21 protein-coding genes are annotated in these 23,353 nt (G+C 73.1%); 12 read left to right on the forward strand and 9 right to left on the reverse strand.

What is annotated here, in order from left to right:
- Positions 1-82 precede the first annotated feature (82 nt).
- On the reverse strand, positions 83-754 hold the full coding sequence (locus tag ACFY4B_RS22675; RefSeq protein ID WP_387970304.1) for a hypothetical protein: 672 nt from the start codon (positions 752-754) through the stop codon (positions 83-85).
- Positions 755-764: 10 nt separating this feature from the next.
- On the opposite strand from ACFY4B_RS22675, the gene ACFY4B_RS22680 reads away from it, so the two are divergent.
- Positions 765-908 carry a hypothetical protein gene (locus tag ACFY4B_RS22680; protein ID WP_159028481.1) on the forward strand — a complete coding sequence of 48 codons (144 nt, stop codon included), beginning with the start codon at positions 765-767 and terminating at the stop codon, positions 906-908.
- A gap of 90 nt (positions 909-998) precedes the next feature.
- Here the strand turns inward: ACFY4B_RS22680 and ACFY4B_RS22685 are convergent, their stop codons facing one another.
- Positions 999-1,910 (reverse strand): S41 family peptidase, encoded by a 912-nt coding sequence (locus ACFY4B_RS22685; RefSeq protein ID WP_387970307.1) that lies wholly within the window; start codon positions 1,908-1,910, stop codon positions 999-1,001.
- A 58-nt stretch (positions 1,911-1,968) separates the two neighbouring features.
- On the opposite strand from ACFY4B_RS22685, the gene ACFY4B_RS22690 reads away from it, so the two are divergent.
- On the forward strand, positions 1,969-2,475 hold the full coding sequence (locus ACFY4B_RS22690) for a winged helix-turn-helix domain-containing protein (RefSeq protein WP_049652949.1): 507 nt from the start codon (positions 1,969-1,971) through the stop codon (positions 2,473-2,475).
- A gap of 46 nt (positions 2,476-2,521) precedes the next feature.
- On the opposite strand, the gene ACFY4B_RS22695 is transcribed toward ACFY4B_RS22690, so the two are convergent.
- The 3 genes from ACFY4B_RS22695 to ACFY4B_RS22705 form a co-directional block, all read right to left on the reverse strand.
- Positions 2,522-3,412, reverse strand: coding sequence for a transglutaminase family protein (locus ACFY4B_RS22695; protein WP_074002884.1), 891 nt, complete (start codon positions 3,410-3,412; stop codon positions 2,522-2,524).
- A gap of 281 nt (positions 3,413-3,693) precedes the next feature.
- On the reverse strand, positions 3,694-6,531 hold the full coding sequence (locus tag ACFY4B_RS22700; RefSeq protein ID WP_387970310.1) for a poly(A) polymerase: 2,838 nt from the start codon (positions 6,529-6,531) through the stop codon (positions 3,694-3,696).
- A complete protein-coding gene (locus ACFY4B_RS22705) occupies positions 6,531-8,327 on the reverse strand; it encodes an RNA ligase family protein (RefSeq protein WP_387970313.1) in 1,797 nt (598 codons plus the stop codon). The genes ACFY4B_RS22700 and ACFY4B_RS22705 overlap by 1 nt, the downstream gene beginning before the upstream one ends.
- Before the next feature lie 198 nt (positions 8,328-8,525).
- Between ACFY4B_RS22705 and ACFY4B_RS22710 the strand changes: the two genes are divergently transcribed.
- Both ACFY4B_RS22710 and ACFY4B_RS22715 read left to right on the forward strand, forming a co-directional pair.
- Entirely contained in the window at positions 8,526-9,311 is a 786-nt protein-coding gene (locus ACFY4B_RS22710) for a trans-aconitate 2-methyltransferase (RefSeq protein WP_181970419.1), read from the forward strand.
- Between the two features lie 104 nt (positions 9,312-9,415).
- A complete protein-coding gene (locus ACFY4B_RS22715) occupies positions 9,416-9,931 on the forward strand; it encodes a hypothetical protein (RefSeq protein WP_117486128.1) in 516 nt (171 codons plus the stop codon).
- Positions 9,932-9,954: 23 nt separating this feature from the next.
- Here ACFY4B_RS22715 and ACFY4B_RS22720 read toward each other — a convergent pair whose 3' ends face one another.
- Entirely contained in the window at positions 9,955-10,980 is a 1,026-nt protein-coding gene (locus ACFY4B_RS22720; RefSeq protein WP_387970317.1) for a DUF5937 family protein, read from the reverse strand.
- Between the two features lie 271 nt (positions 10,981-11,251).
- Here ACFY4B_RS22720 and ACFY4B_RS22725 point away from each other — a divergent pair, with 271 nt between their 5' ends.
- A complete protein-coding gene (locus ACFY4B_RS22725) occupies positions 11,252-11,968 on the forward strand; it encodes a flavodoxin family protein (RefSeq protein ID WP_079272196.1) in 717 nt (238 codons plus the stop codon).
- 41 nt (positions 11,969-12,009) lie between these two features.
- Here the strand turns inward: ACFY4B_RS22725 and ACFY4B_RS22730 are convergent, their stop codons facing one another.
- Complete coding sequence (locus ACFY4B_RS22730) at positions 12,010-12,474, reverse strand: GTP cyclohydrolase I (RefSeq protein WP_387970320.1); 465 nt, start codon at positions 12,472-12,474, stop codon at positions 12,010-12,012.
- Between ACFY4B_RS22730 and ACFY4B_RS22735 the strand changes: the two genes are divergently transcribed.
- Positions 12,439-12,777, forward strand: coding sequence for a hypothetical protein (locus ACFY4B_RS22735; protein ID WP_387970323.1), 339 nt, complete (start codon positions 12,439-12,441; stop codon positions 12,775-12,777). The genes ACFY4B_RS22730 and ACFY4B_RS22735 overlap by 36 nt on opposite strands.
- On the opposite strand, the gene ACFY4B_RS22740 is transcribed toward ACFY4B_RS22735, so the two are convergent.
- Complete coding sequence (locus ACFY4B_RS22740; protein ID WP_387970325.1) at positions 12,755-14,494, reverse strand: prolyl oligopeptidase family serine peptidase; 1,740 nt, start codon at positions 14,492-14,494, stop codon at positions 12,755-12,757. The two genes, ACFY4B_RS22735 and ACFY4B_RS22740, sit on opposite strands and share 23 nt — an antisense overlap.
- 716 nt (positions 14,495-15,210) lie before the next feature.
- Here ACFY4B_RS22740 and ACFY4B_RS22745 point away from each other — a divergent pair.
- Positions 15,211-16,266 carry a PIG-L deacetylase family protein gene (locus ACFY4B_RS22745; RefSeq protein WP_387970328.1) on the forward strand — a complete coding sequence of 352 codons (1,056 nt, stop codon included), beginning with the start codon at positions 15,211-15,213 and terminating at the stop codon, positions 16,264-16,266.
- 209 nt (positions 16,267-16,475) lie between these two features.
- On the opposite strand, the gene ACFY4B_RS22750 is transcribed toward ACFY4B_RS22745, so the two are convergent.
- Positions 16,476-17,633 (reverse strand): hypothetical protein, encoded by a 1,158-nt coding sequence (locus ACFY4B_RS22750; protein WP_387970331.1) that lies wholly within the window; start codon positions 17,631-17,633, stop codon positions 16,476-16,478.
- Positions 17,634-17,872: 239 nt separating this feature from the next.
- Here ACFY4B_RS22750 and ACFY4B_RS22755 point away from each other — a divergent pair, with 239 nt between their 5' ends.
- The 5 genes from ACFY4B_RS22755 to ACFY4B_RS22775 all read left to right on the forward strand — a co-directional run bounded on the left by ACFY4B_RS22755 (position 17,873) and on the right by ACFY4B_RS22775 (position 23,089).
- Positions 17,873-19,075 (forward strand): nucleotide disphospho-sugar-binding domain-containing protein, encoded by a 1,203-nt coding sequence (locus ACFY4B_RS22755; RefSeq protein WP_049651018.1) that lies wholly within the window; start codon positions 17,873-17,875, stop codon positions 19,073-19,075.
- Entirely contained in the window at positions 19,072-20,316 is a 1,245-nt protein-coding gene (locus tag ACFY4B_RS22760) for a hypothetical protein (RefSeq protein WP_387970334.1), read from the forward strand. The genes ACFY4B_RS22755 and ACFY4B_RS22760 overlap by 4 nt, the downstream gene beginning before the upstream one ends.
- A gap of 69 nt (positions 20,317-20,385) precedes the next feature.
- A complete protein-coding gene (locus tag ACFY4B_RS22765) occupies positions 20,386-21,141 on the forward strand; it encodes a TylF/MycF family methyltransferase (protein ID WP_234348545.1) in 756 nt (251 codons plus the stop codon).
- Entirely contained in the window at positions 21,138-21,893 is a 756-nt protein-coding gene (locus tag ACFY4B_RS22770) for a tRNA-dependent cyclodipeptide synthase (RefSeq protein ID WP_387970337.1), read from the forward strand. The genes ACFY4B_RS22765 and ACFY4B_RS22770 overlap by 4 nt, the downstream gene beginning before the upstream one ends.
- A complete protein-coding gene (locus ACFY4B_RS22775; RefSeq protein WP_049655872.1) occupies positions 21,890-23,089 on the forward strand; it encodes a cytochrome P450 in 1,200 nt (399 codons plus the stop codon). Before ACFY4B_RS22770 ends, ACFY4B_RS22775 begins: the two co-directional genes overlap by 4 nt.
- Positions 23,090-23,353 lie beyond the last annotated feature (264 nt).

Raw genomic sequence — 23,353 nt, forward strand, 5'->3', positions numbered from 1 at the left:
CGGCGGTCAGTGATGGGCGTCAACGGTCCTGTACCCGCCTGCAATTTTCGAAGCCGGTTCCGACGGGCGAGCCCCGATCAGGTCAGGAGTCCTGGACGAGCAGCCTGCCCTGGGCGCCGTCCTCGGACACGAAGGCGAACAACCTCGGCGACGAGCCGAGGTTGAGGTGGAACGGCACCCAGTTCGAGTCCAGCTGCAGCAGCAGCCGCCAAGGGCCGCCCTCCGGCCACTCGTCGCCCTGGAAGAACAGCGGTGTTCCGCCGATCTTGTCGCCGTCCATCAGCTCGATGCAGCGGTCCCGGTCGGCGGAGGGCAGGGAGTCGAGTTCCTCGTCCGTCATGGAATCGGGCTCGTCGGCGGGGCGGAGGTCGACGGTGAACTCCACCTCCGACCCGTCGACTCCGTACAGCCCGGGGCCGGTCCGCAGTGGGCGCACTGGGCCGGCATAGCCGCCGCCCGGCTGCACGATCACCGCGTTCTCGCCGCCGTCGGGGTCGATGATGTCGGGGTCGAAGAAGTGCTCCTCGTGATCGGCGTGGGTGACGAACACGTAGGCGACCTTTCCGTCGCCGGCCGCTCCGATCACCGGGCCCAGCTCGATCTGACCGACGAACCGCATCGGCCGGTCCCATGCCGCGCTGATCGGCCACTGCGGGCCGGCCAGCCACACGGGGTGGCCGCCGAACTTGGTGGTCGGCGTGGAGATCGGCCGGCCGGTCGCGGAGAAGCCCTTGATGCGCTGTGTTCTCACCATGCCGGGCATCATGCCAAGTGACAGCGACATCACTGCCGCAGGTTGCCTGGACCGCCGCCGCGGGGCCGTCGCCCGGGTCCCGGTGCTCACCGGCCGGGTGCCCGGCGGCCTGGTCCAGGCCCTGCTGAGCATCAACCGCGAGCCCGTCAGGTGAACGGGGCCGCGGTCATCGGGGCCCCGGACTCCTTCGCCGTCTCGACCATGCCCCGGCGTCGTCCCGCAGAGGCGAGTCCGAGGACAGGCCCTACGCCAGGCGCGCCGCGGCCAGGGCCAGGGCGCGGTCGAGTGCCGTGTCGGCGTCGCAGGGGACGTCGGGCTGGACGCCGACGCCCTCCCAGTTGGTGCCCGAGACCGGGTTGACCGCGCGGGCGAAGGGCACGCTGAGCTCCAGGTGCGGGTGCACCGTAAAGCCCTCGCGCGGGTGGGCACCGCCGCGGGTGACCTCCCCGACGACCTCGGCGCGGCCGAGCTGCTGCAGGTCGTAGGCGAGTTCCTCGCCCCCGGAGAAGGTGTCCGCGCTCGTCAGCACGTAGATCGGCTTGGTGCCGCTGAAGCGGGCGCCGGGGACGAACGGGGGCGTCCAGGACTGCGCGCCCACCTCGTCCTTCCGCGAGAACATGGTGTTCAGGTGGGTGCGGCCGTCGAGCAGGTAGGCGCAGACGAAGGCGACCGTGTTCGGGTCGCCACCCGTGTTGCGGCGCAGGTCCAGGATGAGGGCGCGGGCGGGGGCCACCAGGGAGAGCGCCGCGGTCAGCGGCGGTGCCGCCCAGTCCAGCGGGAACAGCTTGGGGCCGATCTCCAGGACCGCGACGCCGTGGTCGAGGAGTTCCACGCGGGGAACGCCGTTCAGGAAGGTGTCGAACTCCCTGCGCACCATGGCGAGTACCGCCGCGCCCGGCTCCGGCGGCACCGCCACGGCGTGGTACTTGAGGCCCAGGTGCAGGTCGCCGTTGACGGACCGCAGGTCCGCGGTGACCGCTTCGGACAGCTCCTCGGCGGATTCGGTCCGGTAGGCGCCCTCGGCGCTCCGGCGCCTCAGCAGGTCCGCCAGCTGCCCGGCGACGTCGGGGAAGACGTAGTTCTCACGGACCAGGTCGGCTATCGACTCGACGAGGGTGACGGTGTCCAGGGCGGACGGCGTTGTGGTGGAGGTCATGGAGAGGCAGTAGACCAGCGACTTGCCAAAGCGTCAACCGTACTTAACGCTTGATCAGATGAGTCACCGACCGGACGAGACCGTCCAGCAGATCAGCGCGCCGCTGCAGCACGCCGCGCTCGCCCACCCCCTGCGCCAACGCCTGCTCTTCGCCCTGAGCAGCCGTCCGTCGACGATCAGCCGGCTCGCCGCGCAGCTCGGGGCGAACAAGGGCAGCGTCTCGCACCACCTCAGGGTGCTGGGCGAGGCGGGGCTGGTCCAGGACGCGGGAACGCGACGGGTGCGCGGCGGCACCGAGAAGTACTACCGGCGGACCGCCGATCGCTTCTTCGTCGCCGAGCCGCAGGTCGAGGGCACGGCCGCGCTGTTCGGTGCCGTCGCCCAGGAGTTGGACCGCTCGCCCGTCGACCACCTCCTGGCGCTGCGCCACCTCCGACTCAGCCCGGCCAAGGCGGCGAGGCTCGTCGAGGCGCTGGCCGGACTGGTCGACGAGACGGAGGAGGACGCGGAGGGCGAGCCGGTGTACGGCCTCCTGGTGACGCTCTACCAGCAGGCCGGGGCGTAGGGGCGGGCTGCTCCGCCAGGAGGGGGCGAGGGGGCCGGGGGGGCCGTCAGCGCAGGGTGACCTCGCGGGGGCCGTTGAAGGGGGCCAGGGACAGGACGGTCTTCGGGGTGCGCAGCGCGTCGTGCTCGGAGAAGAGCCGGCGGACGGCGGGGAGGTCGACCGGGCCGACGGTCAGGTGGGCGACCTCGTCGTACGGGGCGTGGGGGGTGTTGGTGGAGCCGGTGCCCCAGGTGTCCCAGAGGAGGGTCTCGACCTTGTTCAGGGCCGCGAGGTCGAGCCGGGTGGAGTGGGCGACGAACCACTCGCCATTGAGCGGGCCCTCCTCGGGCGGGTGGACGCCGAAGGAGCCGGCGGTGGACCGGTCGGCGCGGATCGTGCGCCAGGCCCGGCCGGCGACCAGGAAGCGGTCGCGCGGGACGTCCATCGGGTCGAAGTCCACCCGCCAGGCGGCGGCGACCTTCGGGTCGGCCAGCTGCGGGTCGGCGAGCAGCCAGCCGCGCCGGTCGTCCCAGTACTCGGTGGCCACGTGGTCGCAGTGGAAGCCGTCCGGGCCGAGGTAGCCGGCGAAGCCGCAGCGCAACCGGGCCGGCACGCCGACGTGGCGGAGGAAGGAGCAGAGCAGCAGCGCCAGGTCCCGGCAGACGCCGACGAAGCGGTCGGCGGGCGCGCGCGGGTGGTTGAGCGGGGCCGGGTCGCGGTCGGTGATCAGGTGCAGGATGTCGTCGAGGTAGCGGGTCTCGGCGTCGTGGTGGAGCCGGTTCGCCGGAATGGGGTGGTGGAACAGCCAGCCTTCGAGGCGGTGGATGATCAGGTCGCGGGCGATCCGGGCGAGGCGGCGCGGATCCTTGGGGAGGTCGGCGTAGCGGGGGAGGTGGGCGCCGGGGTCGGAGAAGGTGCTCTGCCCGAGGTAGAAGGCGGGGAAGTCGGCGGAGGGCACGGGGAACTCCCATGGGGCTTCGGCCGCATGATCGATGACTGGGCCGCTGGTCCTCACCGTGGCAAATTTCGGGGGCGATTGTCCAGAAGAGACCGATGGGCAGGGGTGGTTCGGCCCATCGGGGTGGTCGGGTCGGTCCAGCAGGTGGGGGTGGTCCAGGCAGGAGGGGTGGTTCAGGCGGGAGGGGTGGTTCAGGCGGGAGGGGTGGTTCAGGCGGGAGGGGTGGTTCAGGCGGGAGGGGTGGTTCAGGCGGGAGGGGTGGTCCAGGCAGGAGGGATGGTTCAGCGGGTCGGGGTGGGAGCGCCGCCGCCGTCGACGTGCTCGACCCGGACGCCGGGCAGGGCCCGGGACCAGGCCTTGGCGAGCGGGGCGAGCCGGGTGGCGGAGAGCGGGGCGGGGCCGAGGCCGATCGGGAGGTGGAAGCGGCCGTCGGCGGTCCGGTACGGGTGGGGCCAGGCGTGCAGCCGGGTGGCCCCGGCGTCCTCCAGGGCGGCCAGCAGGGCGCGGACGCGGCCCCGGGCGAGGCCGAGCGACTCCTCGTCGGCGCTGACCACGGCCCAGGCGGCGTGCCGGCGGTGCAGCGGGGGAGCGGCGAGCAGGGCGGGCCAGGGGGGTTCGGCGGCCTCGGTGGTGAGTTCCCAGGCGCGGTAGAGCTCCTCGGTGAGCAGGTCGCGGGTGTCGGCGCTGACCTGGGTGGTGCAGCTGCGGACCGGGGCGGAGGGGGTGAGGACGGTGAGCGGGTCCGAGGAGGGTGGCGTCGGACCACCCGTGAGGGCGACGGGCCGGCGCCAGTCCCAGCCCGCCCAGGTCTCGGTGAAGCGCTGGAAGAGGTCGTCCTCGGGGCCGTCGGGCGCATCCAGGACCGTCCGCGCGGCCAGCACCGACCAGGCGAGCGAGGGCAGTTGGCCGAAGGGTGCCGAGTCCAGGCCGCACACCCGCGCCCAGGCCTTGACCTGGCGGGCCAGTCGGATGAAGCGGGCGTGGCGGTCGCCGAGCGCCGCCAGGACCGCCTCGGCGTCCGTCACGGCGCTCAGCGCGACGGCCTCCGCCTCGCCCAACTCCGCACGGTGGTCTACGGCTTGGGCCGGATCGAGGGCGCCGGTGAAGACCACCACGAGGTCGACGGACAGGCCGTCGGCGGTCAGCCGGAGCCCCGGCACCCGGGCACCGCGGACCTCGCGCAGCCGCCGGGCCTCCGGCAGCGCGGCCGCCACCCGGGCACGGACGGCGGGCAGATCGGCGGCGCCGGGCAGCGCCACCACCAGGTCCAGGTCGCCTCCGTCCAGCTGGCTGCCGAGCCGCCGGGAGCCGACGGTGTGCACCACGCCCTTGGGCAGGGCCGCCGCGATCCGGCGGGCCAACTCTGTTGCTGCTGAAGCGTGTTCGGGCGGCTCGGGGGCCGGTGAGGCGAGCGGTTGCTCGGGCACCGGCCGAACCTCGCCGGTCCCCAGCGAGACCACGGCGCGCGGCCGCATCGGCTCGGTGCCCCGGCGGGAGAGCACCACCAGCTCGCCGACCCGGGCCGAGGCCCCGGTCAGCCGGGCCGCGCAGTCGGCGGCCACCCGCTGCGGGTCGGCGCTGCGCCCGAGGCTCAGGTGCGGGGTGAAGCCCTCCGCCCGGCCGCGGCAGCGCGGGAAGCGCCGTTCCAGCGCGTGCCGCAGCGCCGACCAGGGCGCGGCGGAGGCGGCGGCCGGGTCCAGCCAGACGGTGGCGTCCTCGCGGTGCCCGAAGGTGTGCACGCCCTCCAGCCGGGCGGTGAACGGCGCCACCTCGGCGGCGGCCGCGCCCAGCAGCGGCAGGGCGCGGTCGAACTCGGCCTCCGGGACGAAGCCGAACAGCAGGTTGACGTGCGGGGGCCAGCGGCGCACCTGCGGGTCGTATGCCTCGCGCAGGTGCTGGATCGGCGGCCACAGCTCCTCGGGCGGCAGCCAGGCGACGGCGGTGCGGGCGGTGGGCGCGGCGTCGAGGACCGCGGCTCCGTCGGTGTCGCCGCTTTCGAGGAGGAGGTCGACGGCCACGCCGTAGTGGTCGGAGGGCAGGAGCCCGTCCTCGTCCGGGCGGTCGCCGAGCAGGACGGCCGCGGTGGCGCGGGTGCCGTCGGCGCGGTGCAGGACGCGGTCCAGCCGGCCCGGTCGGCCGGTCAGCGAGGAGACCGCGGCGAGCGGGTTGGCCGTCGGGTCGAAGGTGGGGGTGTCGTCGCCCGGCCCGTGCACCTCGGCCCAGGCGTCCCGCAGGCCGAGCGCGGCGGCCGGGCCGGCCGGGCCGGAGCGGCCGTCGTTGAAGTCCCCGAGCAGCAGCAGCTCTCCCTCCACGCCCGCCAATCCCTCGGCGAGCCGGGCGAGTTCGGAGCGGCGGCGGTCGGCGCCGTCCGGTGAGTGGTCGCTGCTGAGGTGGACGGCGGCGACGGTCAGCGGAGCGCCGGAGGCCCGTACCGAGAGGGCGGTGACGGCCTTGTGCGGGCCCAGCGTGTGCCGCCCGGCCGCCAGCACCGGCAGCCGGCTGAGCAGCAGCAGGCCGTGGTCGTCGACCTCCGGCCCCAGCGGGTCGGCGCCGAGGGTGTACCCGGCGCGGACCCAGGGCGCCGTCAGCAGCAGGGCGATCAGCTGCGGCTCGACCTCCTGGAGGGCGATGACGTCGGCGTCGGCGGCCGCCAGCGCGGCGAGCAGCAGCGGGCGGCGCCGGGCGGTGGCGATCCGGTCGGCGTCGTAGCGGTCCCACAGGGTGTTCCAGGTGACCACGCGCAGGCCGGTGGCCGTGGCGGCGGTCTCGGTGGTCTCGGTGGTCTCGCCGGTCCGGGCCGGCCGCCAGCCGCCGTCCGGGTGCCAGGCGTACGGGGTGGTCGCGGTGAAGAAGGGCGCGGGCAGGAGCGGCGGGTCGGTGCGGCGCCCGGCCTCGGTGTGGTCGAGCAGGTCCACGCCCGAGGCGCGGTCCCAGACCCGTACGCCGTCCGCCTCGAACCAGTGCACCCGGTGCCAGGGGATCTCGCCGGAGGCGGTGAAGGCCTCCAGCGGGACGCGCTCGGTGCGGTCGTCGCGGTGGCGCACGCCCAGGGTGAACCGGGCCGGGTCGAAGCGGGCGTCCCAGCGGATGCGCTGGCAGATCTGTTCGATGGGGCGCATCAGTCCTCCTGCTCGTCGAGCGTGCCCGCGGTGTCCTCCACGGTGCCACCGGGGCCGACGTACCAGGTGCGGTGCGCCTGGCCGGGGTAGGGCGGGCCGAAGCGGTGCAGCTGCGCGGTGAGCACCTGGCCGGGCACCGGGTGCGGGCGGACGGCGTTGCGGCGCAGCAGCTCCTCCTCGCCGACCACCAGCACCACCTGGGTGACCAGGGCGTCGCGGCGCTGGGCGACGGCGTGGACGTGGGAGCGCTGCTGGCGGTTGAGCGAGGTGGCGTCCCAGACGGCGGTGGCGCCGGTGGATCCCGCAGGGTCACCGGTGGATTCTCCAGGGCCGGGGGCCGGTGCGGCGGCCAGGGCGGCGTCCAGCCGGGCCAGGCCCTCGCGCAGCACATCGGCGTTGTCGCGCTGGTCGGCGCGCGAGCCCCGGGCGGCGCGCAGGTCGTCCAGGCTGATCCGGGCGGTCACGCCGGTGAGCCCGGCGGCGAAGCTGCTCTTGCCGCTGCCGGAGGGGCCGCACAGGTGGACCAGTCGGGGGAACCGGCCGTCGCGCCAGCGCCAGGTGGCCGCGACGGCCTCCTCGGCGGTGGCGATCCGGCCGAGGGCGTACGCCTCGCGGGCCTGGGCCCAGCAGCGGTCGGCGGCGTCGCGGTCCAGACCGGCCAGCGCCGTCCGCAGCTCGGCCCGCAGCCGGGCGAGCGGAGCCTCGGCGAGCAGCCCGGCGTCCTCGGCGTACAGCGCCGACCAGGCGACCTGCTCGCGCTCCGCCCGTCCGGGGGCGGCGGTCGCCGCGACGGCGTGCAGCACTCCGAGGTCGGCGGCCGCCGAGAGCCGGACCAGCCCGGCGCGGCGCTCCTCGTCCGGGTACGGGTGCTGGAGGGCGGGGTGCAGCCCGACCAGGTCGGCGACCCGCCGGGCCAGCGGCAGCCCGAGCGGCCCGGCCAGCAGCGGTGCCAGCGACTGGCGGTGGGCGGTGCGCAGCGCGGTGGCGAGCACGCCGGCCAGCCGGGCGTCCCCGCCTCGGCCCAGCTCGTCCAGCCGGGCCGACACCTCGGCCAACTCATCGGGGGAGCAGGAGAGTTCGGGTATGCCCAAGGCCGCTGCGAGGGCGGCGGGCTCGGGCAGCGCACCGGAGCGCACGGCCCAGAGCGCGGAGCCCGGGGCGAGCCCGTTCTCCACCACCGCGGCGTGCATCCAGTGGGTGTCGGTACGCACGTGCCGCGGACGGACCCACTTGGCGACCCGCTCGCCGAACTCGGCCCGGGAGAAGCCCCGGACCGTCCGCACCACGTACCCCTCCTGCCGGTCGAGGTCCAACCGCAGGGCGCGCAGGGCCCGTTCGTCGTAGCGGCCGCGCCACAGCACCCGGGGGACGGGCACACCGAGGCGGCGCAGGAAGCGGACGGTGTCGTCCCAGTCCAGGCAGTGGTCGCCGTCGAGGTCCCCGCCGTCGGCGCCGCCCGTCCAGACCGAGAAGCCGTAGAACCAGCTCTCCAGGTCGGTGTACGGGATCGAGTGCCGGGCGAACAGGTTCTCGCCGCAGATCCGCCAGCCGTCCGGGATGCGCGGGGCGATCCGGCTCTGGAGGCCCTTCACCCAGGCGCGGGAGGGGTGGTGGGCGGAGTCCAGCGAGCGGGCGTGCAGGCCGTCGCGGTAGAGCGTGGTGTTCTCGCCGTCGAGCTTCTCGGTGACGACGACCTCGGCGCCGGCCAGCGCGGACAGGTCCCCGGCCCGTACGTCGTCCGCCGCGGCGCCCGGTGACCAGGGCAGATGCGGCGTCCGGGGGTAGTGCACACGCATGTCCGGCTCCCTGGGCGTTCTTGATCAGGCGGACACTGTAGGAGCCGCCACGGACGCCGGGCCACCGATTAAACGGGGCCTGGCGGTCGCGGAGCGGTGTGGACGACACGCGGGCAGGAACGTCCCTGCACCCCCGCGCCGCCGCCCCGGGGTGCAATGGGCGCCACCTGGCACACCGTCAACAGGGGAGGCCGACAGGTGGAGACGACGACGAGGGACGCGGACCCGGTCCGGGTCCTGGACGTGACGAGCGCCGACTACCGCCGGGCGTTCGAACTGTTCCTGGCCGGGACGGACGAGAAGCCGATCACCCACGCCCGGCTGAGCGAGATCGTGGCCACCCTGCCGCATCGCCGGGTCCTGCTGGACCTCGGCGCGGGCGACGGCCGCACCACCGCCCACCTGAGCCGCTCCTTCGACCGCACGATCGCGGTGGAACCCAGCGCCGCGATGCGCGAGAAGCTGGGCGTGGCCTGCCCCGACGCCCTCGTCCTCCCGGAACCGCTCGACCGGGTCCACCCGCCCGAGCAGGCGGACCTCGTCCACCTCTCCCACGTGCTCTACTACGTGCCCGAGGCGGACTGGTTCGGCACCGTCAGCCGCGCCCTGGACTGGACGGCCCCCGGCGGCACCCTCCTGGTCGTGCTCCAGAACCCGGAGAGCCCGTGCATGCGGATGGCCGCGCACTTCACCGGCGTCCGCTACGACCTGGCCCCGCTCGCCGACCGCCTGCACGAGCGGCACCCGGAGCACGACTACGCCCTCGAAACCCTCGACCTCCACTACCGCGCGCCCGACCTCGCCGAGGCGGTGGACGTCGCCGAGTTCATGGTCAACGTCGCCGACCTGGCCACCCTCGACCCCCGCCCCTCCCGCGCGGCCCTGGCCGCCTACGTCCAGGAGCACTTCGCCCTCCCCGGCGGCGGCTACGGCATCGGCCACACCCAGGACATGCTCGTCATCCGCCGGGCCGACCAGGCCTGAGTCGCTCCCCCTCTGCCCTCTCCCGGCAGCCCTCGTGTGTGACGATCACTGCGGGCAGAACGACCCGCGCGGCGGGTGGCGCCGCGACACCACGGGAGACCCGCATGGCCGACCACTATCCGTACCGCATCGCGACCAGGAGCGGGGACCTGACGGTGATCTGGCGGCCCGGCGAGGGCGACGCACCCGATGAGCTCCTCGTCGACGACCTCGGAGGACTCCTCGTCTTCCGGGACATCGAAACGCTGCGGGACCACTGTGATCGCAACGGCCGGCAGCTCGTCTGGGAGGGCGAGGGCACGCTCGATCTGGCCGCCGTACGGCGGTGGGTCGAGCACCCCGAGCCCGGCCCCGACCCCGGCCCGGTGCCGGCGGGACTGCTGCTGGAGGCGTGGAACTTCTTCGAAGACCTCGCCCACAGCGTGACGGCCGGCCCGCCCCTTCCCACCCAGGGGCCGGTCCACGACAGTGCCTACGAGAAGGTCTTCGGCGGCGACACCCTCGAACCGGCCGCCGACGAGGAAGCCCTGACGGACGAGGAGACCGCGGTCGTACGTGAACTCCTGCGAGCCGGGCTGGACCTCTGGGAGGAAGCCGTGCGCCGGTCCGGCGCCGGCTGATCGGTGGGGTGGTAGGAGGCCGCTCAGGGCCGTCCGGAGGGCGCGTCGAGCACCGCGATGCCCGTCGGGGTGGCGACGTGGGCGGCCGTCTGACGGTCCCGGTGGGTGGCGATCAGGCCCGCGTTGCGCAGCGTCGTGGCGTGCTCGCTGGCGCTGGCCATGGAGATGCCGACGAGCGCGGCGAGCTGCCGGGTCGAGCAGCCCGGGTGACCGGCGATGGCGCCGAGCACCGCCGCCCGGGTGTGGCCCAGCAGGGATCCGACGGCGCCGACCGCCGGCGGCGACTCCCGACGGCCGCCGGACGGGAGGGCCGGGAACAGCGGCATGGCCGCACCCTCCTGGAGCCGGGCCACCGGATAGGTGAGGACCGGCTGCGGCACCGCGTCGAGGTTGACGATCGGGGCCTCGACGGCGAACACCGACGGCTGGAGCAGCATCCCCTGCCCGGCCAGGTGCACGTCGGCGTCCAGACCGGAGACCGTCGCGATCTCCAGCACGGGCGCCCGCCAGCGGACCCGCCGCGGGTTGACGCGCGCGAGCAGCGCCTCGACGCCGCCGCCGAGCAGCTGGCGGGACCGCACCGCCGCGTCGGCCGCCGTCAAGGCCTCGACCTCCCGCCAGTGCGGGACGAGGGCGTGGCCGGCCACGTGCTCCAGGCTGTCGCACAACTGCCGTAGCAGCAGCGGGTCGTCGGGCAGCCGGCGGGCCCACGAGGGCAGGGGCTGGTGCCTGGCCGTGTTCTCCAGGCTGGCCCGTACGCGGCTCCGGGGCGTGGCACGGACCTGTTCGATCAGCTCGGCGGGCGTCGCGGCGTTCGCGCCGCTCAGGAAGTCGGTGATCCGCCCGCGCGAGGGCATGAGGGCGAGGACCATGCGCGAGGCGGGCTGCAGGGCGGACAGGGTGCGGTGGCGCCAGGCCCCGAGCCGTACCGGCTGGGTGCGCTCCTGGAGCTGCCGTGCCGCGGTGCTCAGCTCGATGCAGGGCGCCGGTCCGTCGGCGACGCGGGTCCGCGCGAGGTCCTCCATGGTGAAGTGGATGCGTAACGGCACGTCGTCGCCCTCTCCCCAAGCCCGACCGGCGCCTCCGCCGGTGCTGCCGTCCTCCTGCGCTCGACGGCCATCCTCGTCGAGGGCGTGCGTGCGGGCCAGTAGGGGGACCGGCCGGAATCGGGACCGGGCCGCCGGCCCCGAACGGTTTGATCAGGTGCTGTGCCGTCAGGCGACCGGCCCAGTTCCGCGAGCGCCCAGGAGGCCGGACTGCTGAGCTGTACCGGGAGTCCGCGGCCCGACCGGTCTCCTGCCGCTCCTGGAGGAGGAATCCGTGCCGGACCCGACGACGTCCTACGCCGACCTGCGCGCCCTGGTGATCAACTGCACCCTGAAGCGCTCCCCGGAGCGCAGCCACACCCAGGGACTGATCGACGTCAGCACCGGCATCCTGGAACGCCAGGGTGTCGCGGTCGACGTCCTGCGGGCGGTGGACATCGACATCGCGACGGGCGTCTGGCCTGACATGACGGAACACGGCTGGGAGACCGACGAGTGGCCCGTCATCTACTCCCAGGTGATGGCCGCCGACATCCTCACCCTGGCGGGGCCGGTCTGGCTCGGCGACAACTCCTCCGTCATGAAGAAGGTCATCGAGCGGCTCTACGCCTGCTCCTCGATCCTCAACTCCGAGGGCCAGTACGCCTACTACGGCCGGGTCGGCGGCTGCCTGATCACCGGCAACGAGGACGGCGCCAAGCACTGCGCGATGAACGTCCTCTACAGCCTCCAGCACCTCGGCTACACCATCCCGCCCCAGGCCGACGCCGGCTGGGTCGGCGAGGCCGGCCCCGGCCCGTCCTACCTGGACCCCGGCTCCGGCGGGCCCGAGAACGACTTCACCAACCGCAACACCACCTTCATGACCTGGAACCAGCTCCACCTGGCCCGCATGCTCAAGGACGCCGGCGGCATCCCGGCCCACGGCAACCAGCGCTCCGAGTGGGACGCCGGCTGCCGCTTCGACTTCGAGAACCCCGAGCACCGCTGAACTCGTGCCTGGCCGACGCAGGATCCGCAGGTCAGCAGCGGCTACAGGCGGACGGGCAGTGCGAGGCGTTCGATGCGGGCGGCGAGGGAGGGGTCGCTCTCGGTGCGGCTGAGGCGGCACATGGTGGTGGTGCGTACCGCAGTGGCCTTGACGCCGCGCATGCTCATGCACAGGTGCTCGCCGGTGGTGAAGACGGCGACGTCGTCGGTGGCGGCGGCCTTGGCGAGGTCGTGGGCGACGTTGTGCGTGATGCGTTCCTGGAGCTGGAGGGCGTGGGTGCGGGCCTCCAGGTGCCGTACCAGCTTGGACAGGCCGAGGACGGCGGTGTCCGGCACGTAGGCGATGGAGACGTCGAGGCGGAAGGGGAGCAGGTGGTGCTCGCAGACGCTCCAGGCCTCGATGCCGGTCAGCAGGACGAAGTCGCCGTACCGGCCCTCCTGGGCGAAGCTGGTGTCGAGCCTGCCGGCGTCGTGGTCGAGGAACTCGCCCCGGCCGCGAGGAGCCAACTCGCCGAGGCGCTCAGCGGAGTGGGGGAGGACAGGGTCCGTCGGCGGGCGATCGACACCGTCCTGCTCGCCGCCACCTGGCTGCGCACTCGAGACCTCGACCGGGCGTGCGCGGCTGGTCGGGACGCCGTCGCCTACGCGGCCAGGACGGGGTCAGGCCGGTGCGTCGAGCGGGTGGCCGGCGTCCTGGCCGAGCTGCGGGTCCATGCCGACTGCGCCCCGGCCCGGGAGCTGCGCGAGTTCGCCCGGGCCGTGCTGCCCGAGGCCGACGGCATGGCCGTCAAGCTCTTGGGCGGGTCATGAGGCGGCGGTAGAAGTCGAGTTCGGCGCGGAGGGCCTGTTCCCGGGCGGCGGGCGCCGACAGGTAGTGGTCGCCGTCCTCCAGCAGCAGGCTGTCGTGCGCACCGCCGAGGGCGGCCAGGTCCTGGGCGAACCGCATGGCCTCCTCGGCGGACGTGATGGTGTCGGCGGTGCCGTGAATCACGAGTACGGGACAACGGATCCGTTTCGGCGTCACCGCTCCGGCAGGCCCGCGGAGGGCGGCCGCGTGGGGGCGTTGGAACTCCGGGACGGACAGCTCCCACCGTGCGGGGTCGATGATCGCCGAGGTGGCCGTCGCACCGGTGAACGGCCCCGGACGACTCGCCGCCTGGAGCGCCGTGTACCCGCCGGCGCTCGCGCCGCTGATGAACATCGCCCCGGGCAGTGCCGCGCCGGTCGAGCGCAGGTGCTCGGCCACGGCGGCGCAGTCCTCGACCTCGTACTCGCCCCAATGGCCGTGCAGCACCTGCCGGTACGCGCGACCCAGGCCGGTGCTGCCCCGGTAGAGGACCTCGGCGACGGCGAAGCCGTGGCTGACGAAGAACTGAGTCGTCCAGTCCAGCCGCAGGGGCACATCGTCCGTCGGACCGGGGTGCGCCCGCACCAGAAGTGACACGGGCGCCGTTGTTCCCGCCGGCCGGTGCAGCAGGAAGGAGACGCGACCGTCCGTACCCCGTGCGGTGTCGACCGACGGCGGGACAGGCGTCCAAGGCGGAACGGCCCCTGACCGGGTGCCCACCGGAGTGGCCAGGGTGTCGGCTTGTGCTGTGAGGTCGAGTGACCACAAGCTTGGGGCGGACGAGGGGGAGGAGCCGATCACGGCGAGCTGGCCTTCGTCGACCGCGATGTACGGCTTCACCGAGGTGAGGTTCGGGCCGAGCCGGCGCCGACCGCCGGTGGGATCGACGGCGATGAGTTCGGTGGAGAACCCGTTCAGGACGGTCAGCACGACGGTGCCGTCGGGGGCGAATCCGTACGACTGGTAGCCCGCTTCCCAGGGCGCCGGCGCGCAGTCCGCATCGATGGGCAGGACCGGCGTCACCGTGTCGTCGCGAAGCCGGTAGAGGTTCCACCAACCCGTTCGGTCGGACATGAAGTACAGCAGTCCGTCCGGCCCCCAGGACGGTTGGACCACGGACTCCGAGGAGCCGCCTGCGACGACCCGGCCCGCTCCGGAGCGGCCGGAACGGATGTCGGCCAGCAGGAGGTGGCAGCTGTCCCAAGGCATCTGGTCCCGGCCCCACTCCAGGTACGCCAGGGCGTCCCCGGCGAGCCGGGGGCAGGAGAGGAACTCGGAGGAGCGAACCAGGATCTGAACGTCTCCGGCCGGAGTCACCGCGACGATCTCGTCCGCAGCGCCGTCACCACGGACCGCGAAGACGCTGCCGTCCGGACCCGGAGTGAGGTCGCCATAGTGCTCGGAGCCATGGATGGACACGATCCTGTCCGGCGCGCGGCCGAGCGGTTGGCGGAAGACGGAGCCGCCGTCCCCGACGAACCACACCGCGCCCTCCGTCACGGCGAAGCTACCGCCGCCGTAGGCGTGGAGCTCACCCCCGACGGAGAAGTCGGATGGCGTCACCGCGAAGGCGTTGCCGGAGCCCTCCGAACACATCACGCGCCGGACGCCGCCGTGATCGGGGTCGGACTGCAACCACCACAGCGAGCCCGCCACGGCCTGGAGTTCGTCGTACGCCACGACCTTCCGCGCAACCCACGCGGGTGACAACCCTGTGTCCTGAGACCTCATGAAGGGGATCCTGCCGAATCACGCCGGTAAGTGCCACCGCCGCAATGTGACCGGTACACGAGGTTGGGTGCCCGGTCCGAGTGCGGAGGGAGACTGGGACCCCCGAGCACCGCTGAGCCGCCGTCCACGGCTCGGCAGCGCGGAACGCGTGCGGGGTAGGCCCTCGTGGGGCGAACGATCCTCGCCGTCGTGAAAACGTCCTCAGCACAGCCGATGCAATCGCACCCGGGCCTGATCCTCGAATGGTTTGAACTGCGGCTTCGTGCTCCGGCCGGCACCGACCCCATGAGGACGAGCCCCGCGCTGTGCGCCGGCGCGAGGTAGCGGGCTCCCTGCCGCACCGGGAGCACGGGAAGTCGACTGGTCCGACGTCCCGTGCTCCCGCACGACCGGGCAGGGCAGGGCGAGGCGGCCGGCGGGGCGGATCCGCCGGCCGTGGAGCCGGTAAGGTGCGCCGCCACCCCCGCCGATGGGCGGGGTGGGTCCCGGGAGCACGGTGCCGGGCGAGGGTGGGAGCGGGAGTACGGTCCCCGTTCCGGTGGGTGACGCCGGGTGACGGGGGCGCTCTGTAGCGTCGGGGGCGTGACCTGGTGGTTCGTCCGCCGTCACCGTCGACTCCCGTTTCCCGTGCCGCCCCGTGGGGCCGCTGTCCAAGGAGCCTGCCCATGGCCGATCGTCACTTCCTCCACCGCTTCGACTCCTCCGCTGCCACCGGCGACGGCGGGCCGGGGTACGGGCCGGCCCGGTGGGGTCGGCAGGAGGCGGCAATGGTGGACAACGGAGGGGCGGGTCTGTCCCGGCGGCGGGTGCTGACGGCGGGGGCGCTGGCCGGGGCCACGCTCCTGGGTACCGGTCTGTCGGGGGGCAGGGCGTCGGCCGCGTCAGCCCCGGCGATCTTCTACTCGCCGCACCAGGACGACGAGGCGCTGGGTCTGGCCGGGTCGATCCTGGAGCACAAGGCGGCCGGACGGCCCGTGTACCTGGTGCTGGTGACACGGGGTGAGAACGACGGGCTGGCGAGGCGGATGAACACCGATCCCTGTCCGATGACCACAGAGGACCGCCGGCATCCGTGCGTGGCCCGCGGCCACCACGGGCTGAACTGGCCGACCATACCTGCGAGCGCCAGTGACAGCGTCATCGTGCCCGCCCGGACCGCCGAGTTCATGGCCTCGGCGGCCCGCCTCGGCGTCGACAAGGTGATCAACCTCAAGCTCCCCGACTCCGCGTGGGGCGGGGACGACGCCTTCAAGAAGTTCACCAGCACGGTCAAGTCGAAGATCGCGTCCATCGCGGATCAGTACCCGGGCGCCTCGCACAAGTTCACCGCGGGCTGGCTGGAGGTCAGCGCGACCCACAAGGCGATCACCGACGCGGCCGTGCAGCTGGCGAGGGAGGGCAAGCTCACCGATGTGCGCTTCAACTTCGTCTACGCCTACGACCACGAGCTCCCCGACCGCAGCAGGGGCGCCGCCTACGTGTTGAACATCCCCGACGCCCACATGAAGACCAAGCTCAAGGCCATCGCCTGCTACAACAGCTGGGATCCGTCCAAGAAGCTCTACGCGCTCGGCTACCACAGCGCCCCGGACAAGCTGGAGGGCGCAGCGGCCGACCCGCACGAGTACGTCTTCGCCCTCCCCAACAACAAGTACCAGTACGGGGACATCGGCCTCGAGAACGGCCCCTACGGCGCCAAGCCGCAGTGGGGGTGGTCCTGACGGGGCCGCCGGGCGCGGTCCGGCGCCCGGGACGGTCGGTCGCCGACCGCCCCGGGCGGTTCGATTCCTGACCGCCGGTCGGGACTGCGAGGTGATGATCGCCGACCCCGGTCGGACGCACTGTCGCACCCTCGACGAGGCCCGCGCCGTGCTGGGGTCCGCCTGGCTTTTCGCTGGACTCTGCCTGTGGAACGAGCGGTGTTGCGGACTCAGTGGCGGATCCAGCCCGGGATCCCCCCTTCGGCGTTGCGGCCTTTCTCCAGGAACGCGATGTTGCGGTAGAGGTGCATTCCGGCCAGGGACGGACCGACTCCGCCGGTGGTCTTCAACGGCTGCTCCTCGTAGTGCAGGTCGTCGACGAGCCGTTTGACGAGGCCGAGCGTGGTGCTGTCGCACGCCTCCGGGTCCTCGTTTCCGCCGAAGCCCGGGGCGTAGGAGGTCCACAGGTCCTCGATGACGTAGAGGCCTCCGGCGCGGACGTGGGGGAATAGTGCCCGGAATGTTGTCCTGACGTGTTCGTTGATATGACTTCCGTCGTCGATGACGATATCGAACGGACCGTGCCGTTCGGCGATTTCGATCATTTGGGCGGGGTCGCTCTGGTCCGCCTTCAGTGTGTGCAGGCGCTGTTGATCGAGGCCGCTCTTGTCGTACAGGTCGACGCCGAATACCAGACCGCGCGGGAAGTAGTGTTTCCACATCTTCAATGACCCGCCACCCAGGGTGGGGTGGTCGTATCCGCCGATTCCGATTTCGAGCACCCGGACGGGTTGGTCGCGCAGCTGACGCAGGTGGCGTTCGTACAGCGCGGCGAACCAGTGCAGGCCGCCCCACTTGTCCGAGTCGTGGCGCAGGGCCAGCCGGGCGAGTCCGGGGTGGTCGGAGGAGCAGCCGGTGAGGATGGTACTGGCCGCCGCCATGATCGAGCCGAGCGGGCGAACACCCTCCACTGTCATGGACTCCGGGACGAACCGCAGCTCGGTCCGTCGGTTCGCCGGCCCGCCGGGTGCGGACGGCCCGAACAACTCCCGTACCAGGTCGAGCACATCGTATTCGATGCGGAAGAGTGCGGCCGGGCCGTCCGCACCGTTCAGGCCGACCGGTCGACCGGCTTGGACGAGAAAGGAGGTGCTGACCCGCTCCTCGCCGCGCGTGACGTCCAGGACGACGGTGACCGGATCGGCGTTGCCCGGTGGATCGCAGCGGAACAGGATCTCGTCGACCAACACGGCCGTGAGATCGGCCAGTTCGAAGGAGTGGACGACGGAGTGCAGGGAGCGGGTGTCGTCTCCGGCCAGCCTGAGGCATTCGATGGGTGTGGCCGAATCGACTTTCCTGTCCGCCATGGGATCCGAGAATGTGCTCATCACATGAAATCCCTTTGTCCGAACTCTGTTGGAATGACCGTCGCGTGACACGTTCTCGTGTCCCTTGCTTCCGGTCAAGCTCCCCCGGAATGCGCGTGCCAGGCAATCCGGTGCGATCGGTCCCGGGGTGACGGTCCCGGCCCGGCGTACTTGAATACGGTGTGGCCGAGCTGGACAATCCCAACGAATCACGCCGAATTCGGCGGTCCTCGATGCCTCCAGCCGGTTAGGAGCACTTCGTGCGCATCTTGTTCGTGGTGGCACCCGGGGTCGGCCACCTCATGCCCGCGGTGCCCACCATGTGGGCGGCGCAGTCGGCCGGCCACGAGGTACTCGTGGCCGCGACCGGACCGAGCCTGGACATGGCCGCGCGTTCGGGCCTGGCCGCCGTGGACGTATCCGACGGCGACGCCGCCGACGCCTACCACCGGCTCGGTGTCCGGGTCACGAAGAACCGGCCGGACCGGTACGACCTGTCCGACGCCTGGCGCCGGTTCACCGGTGCGGCGGGCCGGCCGGGCCCGACGGCCGCCGATCGGCCGGACCCCGCGCGCGAGGACGTCGCCGCCCTGGTCCTCGGGGTGGGAGGCCGGATGGTGGACGGCACCGTGGACCTGATCCGCCGGTGGCGCGCGGACCTCCTGGTCTTCACGACCTTCCTGGCCGGCGGTCAGCTCGCCGCCGAGGCCACCGGAATCCCCTGCGTGATGCACGGGATCGGGCTGCCCTACCCGTCCTTCGCCGCGGTGCTGAGCGCACTGGAGGACGTGCGGGCACGCCACGGGATCACCGGTGCGCTCACCGGTCCGGTGGCGACGGTCGACCTGTGCCCGGAGAGCCTGCGCCCTCCGGACGCCAAGGCCGGATGGCCGATGCGGTACGTGCCGTACAACGGCGGTGCCGTGCTGCCCGACTGGGTGAGCACTGCGCCGCGGCGCCCACGCATCTGCGTCACCTGGGGATCGGTGCTTCCCGCGGTCGGTGGAACCCCGGTCCTGCGGGACGTGGTCGACGCGCTGGCTGCCGAGGACGCCGAGGTCGTCCTCACCACGGGCGGGGCGGATCTGTCCGGCCTGGGGCCGCTCCCGCCGAACCTCCGTGCCGTCGACTGGGCGCCGCTCAGCGCTCTGCTGCCGAGCTGCGCCGCCGTCGTCCACCACGGCGGGTCGGGCACCACCTTCACCGCACTCGCCAACGGGGTGCCACAGCTGGTCCTGCCCCAGGTGGCGGATCAGCCGGTGAACGCACAAGCGGTGGTGGAGCGGGGGGTGGGGGTGGCGTTCCCCGACCGGGACATCGACCCCGCGGCACTCGCCGACGGCATCCACCGCGCACTGACCGACCGGCGGATCCGAGAGGCCTGCCGGCAGGTCCGGGAGGAGATCAAGGCGATGCCCGGCCCCGAGCAGGTCGTCCGGCAGCTGGTCGAGGCCGCGTCATGACCCGCACCGGCCCTGGACCGGCCGGCGCCCCGACCGCGGCACCGGCCGGCGACGCCCCCACGGGCGCGGCGGCCGGCCCCGGCTGGCCCGCGATCGAACCGCTGCTGCGCGCGGCGGCCGACGAGCACCGGCTGGCGCGGGCCGTCGCCGACCTCGGGCTCGACCGGGTCGCGGAGGTCGTCGTCGAGGAACTGGCCGTGCGGTGCGATCCGGTGCCGGTGGACGGCGCCGCGCACCTCGCCTTCGAGCTCACGTCGGACGGTGAACGGGCCTGTCGTCTTCTCACCGTCGACCGCGACGGGCTGACCTCGAAGCGGGACGGCTGGCAGGCGGCGCCGGTGCGGATCACCCATGACGCCGTCGACCTCCTGCGCGGCCTCTACGGCCCCGGCACCGATCGCCGGACCAGTCGGCGGGTCACCACCTGCGCCGAGCTGAACGCGCTCGGCCCGGCCCCCGGTGGGCTCACCGCGATCGTCCGCGAACGCCAGCGGCTGGCGGTCGCGGTCCAGGCGGTCGTGGCCGCCTGCCAACGGCACCCGGTCGACCTCGGCGGGCTCTCGACCCGGTTCGGCTCGGACAAGTGGGCCGACCTCCACTGGTACACCCAGCACTACGAGCGGCACTTCGCCCGCTTCCGGAACGCGCCGGTCCGAGTGCTGGAGATCGGGATCGGCGGCTACGACGCACCCGACCAGGGCGGCGCGTCACTGCGCATGTGGCAGCGCTACTTCCCGGCGGGACTGGTCCTCGGGCTCGACATCGTCCCCAAACCCGGTGTTCGGGGCCCCCGCATCGCCACCGCCGTCGGGGACCAGGGCGACCCCGGACTCCTGGACGACCTCGGCCGTCGGTTCGGGCCGTTCGACATCGTCATCGACGACGGCAGCCACCTCAACGCCCATGTGCGAGCCTCCTTCACCGCCCTGTTCCCGCACGTGCGGCCCGGCGGGCTGTACGTCGTCGAGGATCTCCAGACCGCCTACTGGCCCGGCTACGGCGGCACCGCCGGCCCCGTCGCCGGGCCCGGAACCTCGGTCGGCCTGCTCAAGCAGCTCGTCGACGGCCTGCACCACCGGGAGTGGGTGCCACCGGCGGCAGCGCCCGGACCGTCCTACGCCGACCGGCATGCCGTGGCTCTGACGGTCTACCACAACCTCGCCTTCGTCGAGAAGGGCGTCAACTCCGAGGAGGGCGCTCCCGACTTCATCGACCGCGGGTGGTCCGCACCACCAGCGTGACGTCCGCCAAGCCCTCCGGACCGATCCGGACCGATCCGGACCAAAACCGACCTGCCAGGGAGACAGCCAGTGGATGACTGCGACAGTGACGGGCACCTCTACCTGGACCTCATGAAGAAGGTCCTGACCAATGTCATCTACCAGGACGGTGGGCTCACTCCGGACGGACCGACCGGCTACCAGGCCGAGGAGCGGCACGGAGGGTTGGACTGGCCCGCTGCCGCGCACACGATGATCGGAAGGGAGCGGCTGGACAACCTGCACGACTGCCTGGAGCGGGTCGTCGCGGACGGCGTCGACGGCGATCTCATCGAGACCGGCGTCTGGCGCGGCGGGGCCTGCATCTTCATGCGTGCCTTCCTGAAGGCGCACGGCATCACCGACCGCCGCGTGTGGGTGGCCGACTCCTTCACCGGCATCCCCGAGGTGGGCGCGGACGGGCACCCCCTGGACCGCGAACTGGCCCTGCACGAGGCCAACGGGGTCCTCGGCGTGCCCCAGGAGGAGGTGGCGGAGAACTTCCGCCGCTACGGGCTGCTGGACGACCACGTCGCCTTCCTCCCGGGCCGGTTCCGGGACAGCCTGCCCCAGGCGCCGGTCGAGAAGCTGGCGCTGCTCCGGCTCGACGGCGACCTCTACGAATCCACCTGGGACGCCCTGACCCACCTGTACCCCAGGCTGTCCACCGGAGGGTTCGTGATCATCGACGACTACGTCATCCCGGCGTGCCGGGCCGCTGTCCACGACTTCCGTGAGGAGCAGCGGATCGACGACCCGATCCGACGGATCGACGTCTGCGGCGCGTACTGGCGGCGGAGCCTGTGATCGCGGTCCCGGCGGAAGCCGTCACGGTCCACCCGCTCAACGAGCAGTCGCGGGAGATCCTCGACACCGGTGAGGCCGCGGTGTTCGGACTGAGCCCGTTCAACGGGTTCTACCGGCCCGCGACCGTCGAGACCCTGCTGGCCTGGGCTGCCGGAAGGTTTCGGCACGTCGAAGCCGTCCTGCCCGGCTACGAGACGGCCTTCGGCCTCATCGCCTGCGGGCGGGCACCCCGGGAGGCCGCACAGAGCGCGACCCGGGCCGTGCGCAGGATGCGCGCGGCGGCACGGCGCGCCCTCCACGCCTCCGGCCCGAACCCGCACGACCGGGTCAACAGCTGGACCCGGCTCGTCAACCGGAAGCGCTACCGCGAGCTGCGCGCCCAGGTCGACGACGCCTTCCGCTCGGACGGCCGGTTACGGGAACTGTGCCGGGAAGCATCCCGCGGCTACCTCATGACGGTCCTCGGCGGCGAGCCGACCCCGGCGCAGATCGAACTCAACCTCGGCTACGTCCTCGCCGAACTCCCGCTCGTCCTGGACCTGCCCGGCATCACGGGGACCCGGACCGCCCTCCTCCTCTACAACCGTCCCTGGCCCTTGCAGCTCGCCCTGTGGAACGGCGAGGTCCCGGCCCTGGCGCCGGCGCCGGGCCACGGCTTCGCCACCATCGCACTGGCCGTCGAGCCGGCCGTGGCACCGGCCGTCGAGCAGGCCGCGCCGCCGAACGCCGGTACCAGAGGAGCCCAGTCGTGACCCTGTCGGACACCGACATCCTCCAGTGGCCGCTGCCCGCGGGGGAGCACGGGACCCCGCCGCCGCTGTACGCCACGTTGCGGCGGGAGCGCCCGGTCTGCCCGCTGCGCATGCCCAGTGGGCAGACCACCTGGCTGCTGACCCGCCACGACGACATCACCGGAGTCCTGACCGACCCGCGCTTCTCCAGGGACCTGGTCTACCCGGGCGCGCCGCGACTGATCGGCGAGGACTTCAACTCCGTGCCCGGGGGCATCTTCAACCTGGACCCGCCCCGGCACACCCGGGTGCGGCAGATCCTCAACCCGCTGTTCAACCGGCGAGCCGCCGAACGGTACTCCACCGCCATCGCGGCGCACGCCGAGGACCTGCTGACGGCGATGGCCGCGGGAAGCAACCCCGCGGATCTGGTCAGCGCCTACACGGCGCCCCTCGCCCTGCGGGTCAGCTGCGGGCTGCTCCGCATCCCGGCGGACCGGCGCCAGGCGCTGCACGGCTGCTTCCGTGAGCAGACCAGCCAGAACGCCGACCGGACGGACGTCTCGGCCGCCACCGAGCAGATCGGCGCACTGGCCGCCGAGATCGTCGCGGACAAGTGGTCCGCTCCCGACCCGACCGAACCGATCGGCGCCCTGATCGCGGCCCGTCAGGCCGACGAGATCACCTCCGACGAGCTGCACGGCACCGTCAGCTACCTGCTCGTCACCGGGATCGAACCGCTCGTCTCCTCGGCGTCCACGGGCATCGTCACCCTGCTCAGGCACCCCGAGGAGCTGCAGTGCGTCCTCGAAGACCCGCGGCTGTGGCCCGCCGTCGTGGAGGAGGTCCTGCGGTTCCACCACAACGGCTACCTGTCCAACCCGCGAGTCGCGTTGGAGGACACCGAGATCCGCGGCGTGCCGATCCGCGCGGGGGAGTCGGTCGTCACGCCGATGATCGCGGCGACCTGGGACCCGGATCACTACAAGCACCCCCACCGGTTCAACATCCACCGCCGTACGGACGGATCGAGGACCTTCGGCGCCGGCCCGCACTTCTGCCTGGGCGCCTCACTGGCCCGGGCGCACCTGCGGATCGCTTTCGAAGCACTCTTCACCCGGTTCCCGAGGCTCATCCTCGCGATCGACGCGGACGAACTCCCCTGGGACGAGGACAACCTGTTCACCCGCCCGCTCGTCCTGCCGGTCGCCTGGTGAGGGGGGCGACAGCGCACGGGCTGGGGTCGGCGGACTACCAGCGCGTCGTGCGGGTTCGAGCGGACCGCGACCGGATCGGTCACGGTCCGCTCGAAGGCCCTGGGCGGGAGAGTGCGTAGCATCGACGCCGCACCACAGCCCGGCGTCCGGGGCCCGGGGGCCGGCGGGGGGGGGGGGGGGCCCCCCCCGGGGGGGGGGGGCGGGGGGGCGCGCCCGGGGGGGGGGGGCCGGCGGGGGGGGGGGCGGGGCGCGCCCGCCGCCGCC

The sequence above is a fragment of the Kitasatospora sp. NPDC001261 genome, from assembly GCF_042896795.1.
Lineage (GTDB): Bacteria > Actinomycetota > Actinomycetes > Streptomycetales > Streptomycetaceae > Kitasatospora.

Coding starts and splice junctions, on each gene's coding strand:
- ACFY4B_RS22675 (WP_387970304.1), bottom strand. CDS start 754: ATGGTGAGAACACAGCGCATCAAGGGCTTCTCCGCGACCGGCCGGCCG.
- ACFY4B_RS22680 (WP_159028481.1), top strand. CDS start 765: ATGCCAAGTGACAGCGACATCACTGCCGCAGGTTGCCTGGACCGCCGC.
- ACFY4B_RS22685 (WP_387970307.1), bottom strand. CDS start 1,910: ATGACCTCCACCACAACGCCGTCCGCCCTGGACACCGTCACCCTCGTC.
- ACFY4B_RS22690 (WP_049652949.1), top strand. CDS start 1,969: ATGAGTCACCGACCGGACGAGACCGTCCAGCAGATCAGCGCGCCGCTG.
- ACFY4B_RS22700 (WP_387970310.1), bottom strand. CDS start 6,531: ATGCGCCCCATCGAACAGATCTGCCAGCGCATCCGCTGGGACGCCCGC.
- ACFY4B_RS22705 (WP_387970313.1), bottom strand. CDS start 8,327: ATGCGTGTGCACTACCCCCGGACGCCGCATCTGCCCTGGTCACCGGGC.
- ACFY4B_RS22715 (WP_117486128.1), top strand. CDS start 9,416: ATGGCCGACCACTATCCGTACCGCATCGCGACCAGGAGCGGGGACCTG.
- ACFY4B_RS22745 (WP_387970328.1), top strand. CDS start 15,211: ATGGCCGATCGTCACTTCCTCCACCGCTTCGACTCCTCCGCTGCCACC.
- ACFY4B_RS22750 (WP_387970331.1), bottom strand. CDS start 17,633: ATGAGCACATTCTCGGATCCCATGGCGGACAGGAAAGTCGATTCGGCC.
- ACFY4B_RS22760 (WP_387970334.1), top strand. CDS start 19,072: ATGACCCGCACCGGCCCTGGACCGGCCGGCGCCCCGACCGCGGCACCG.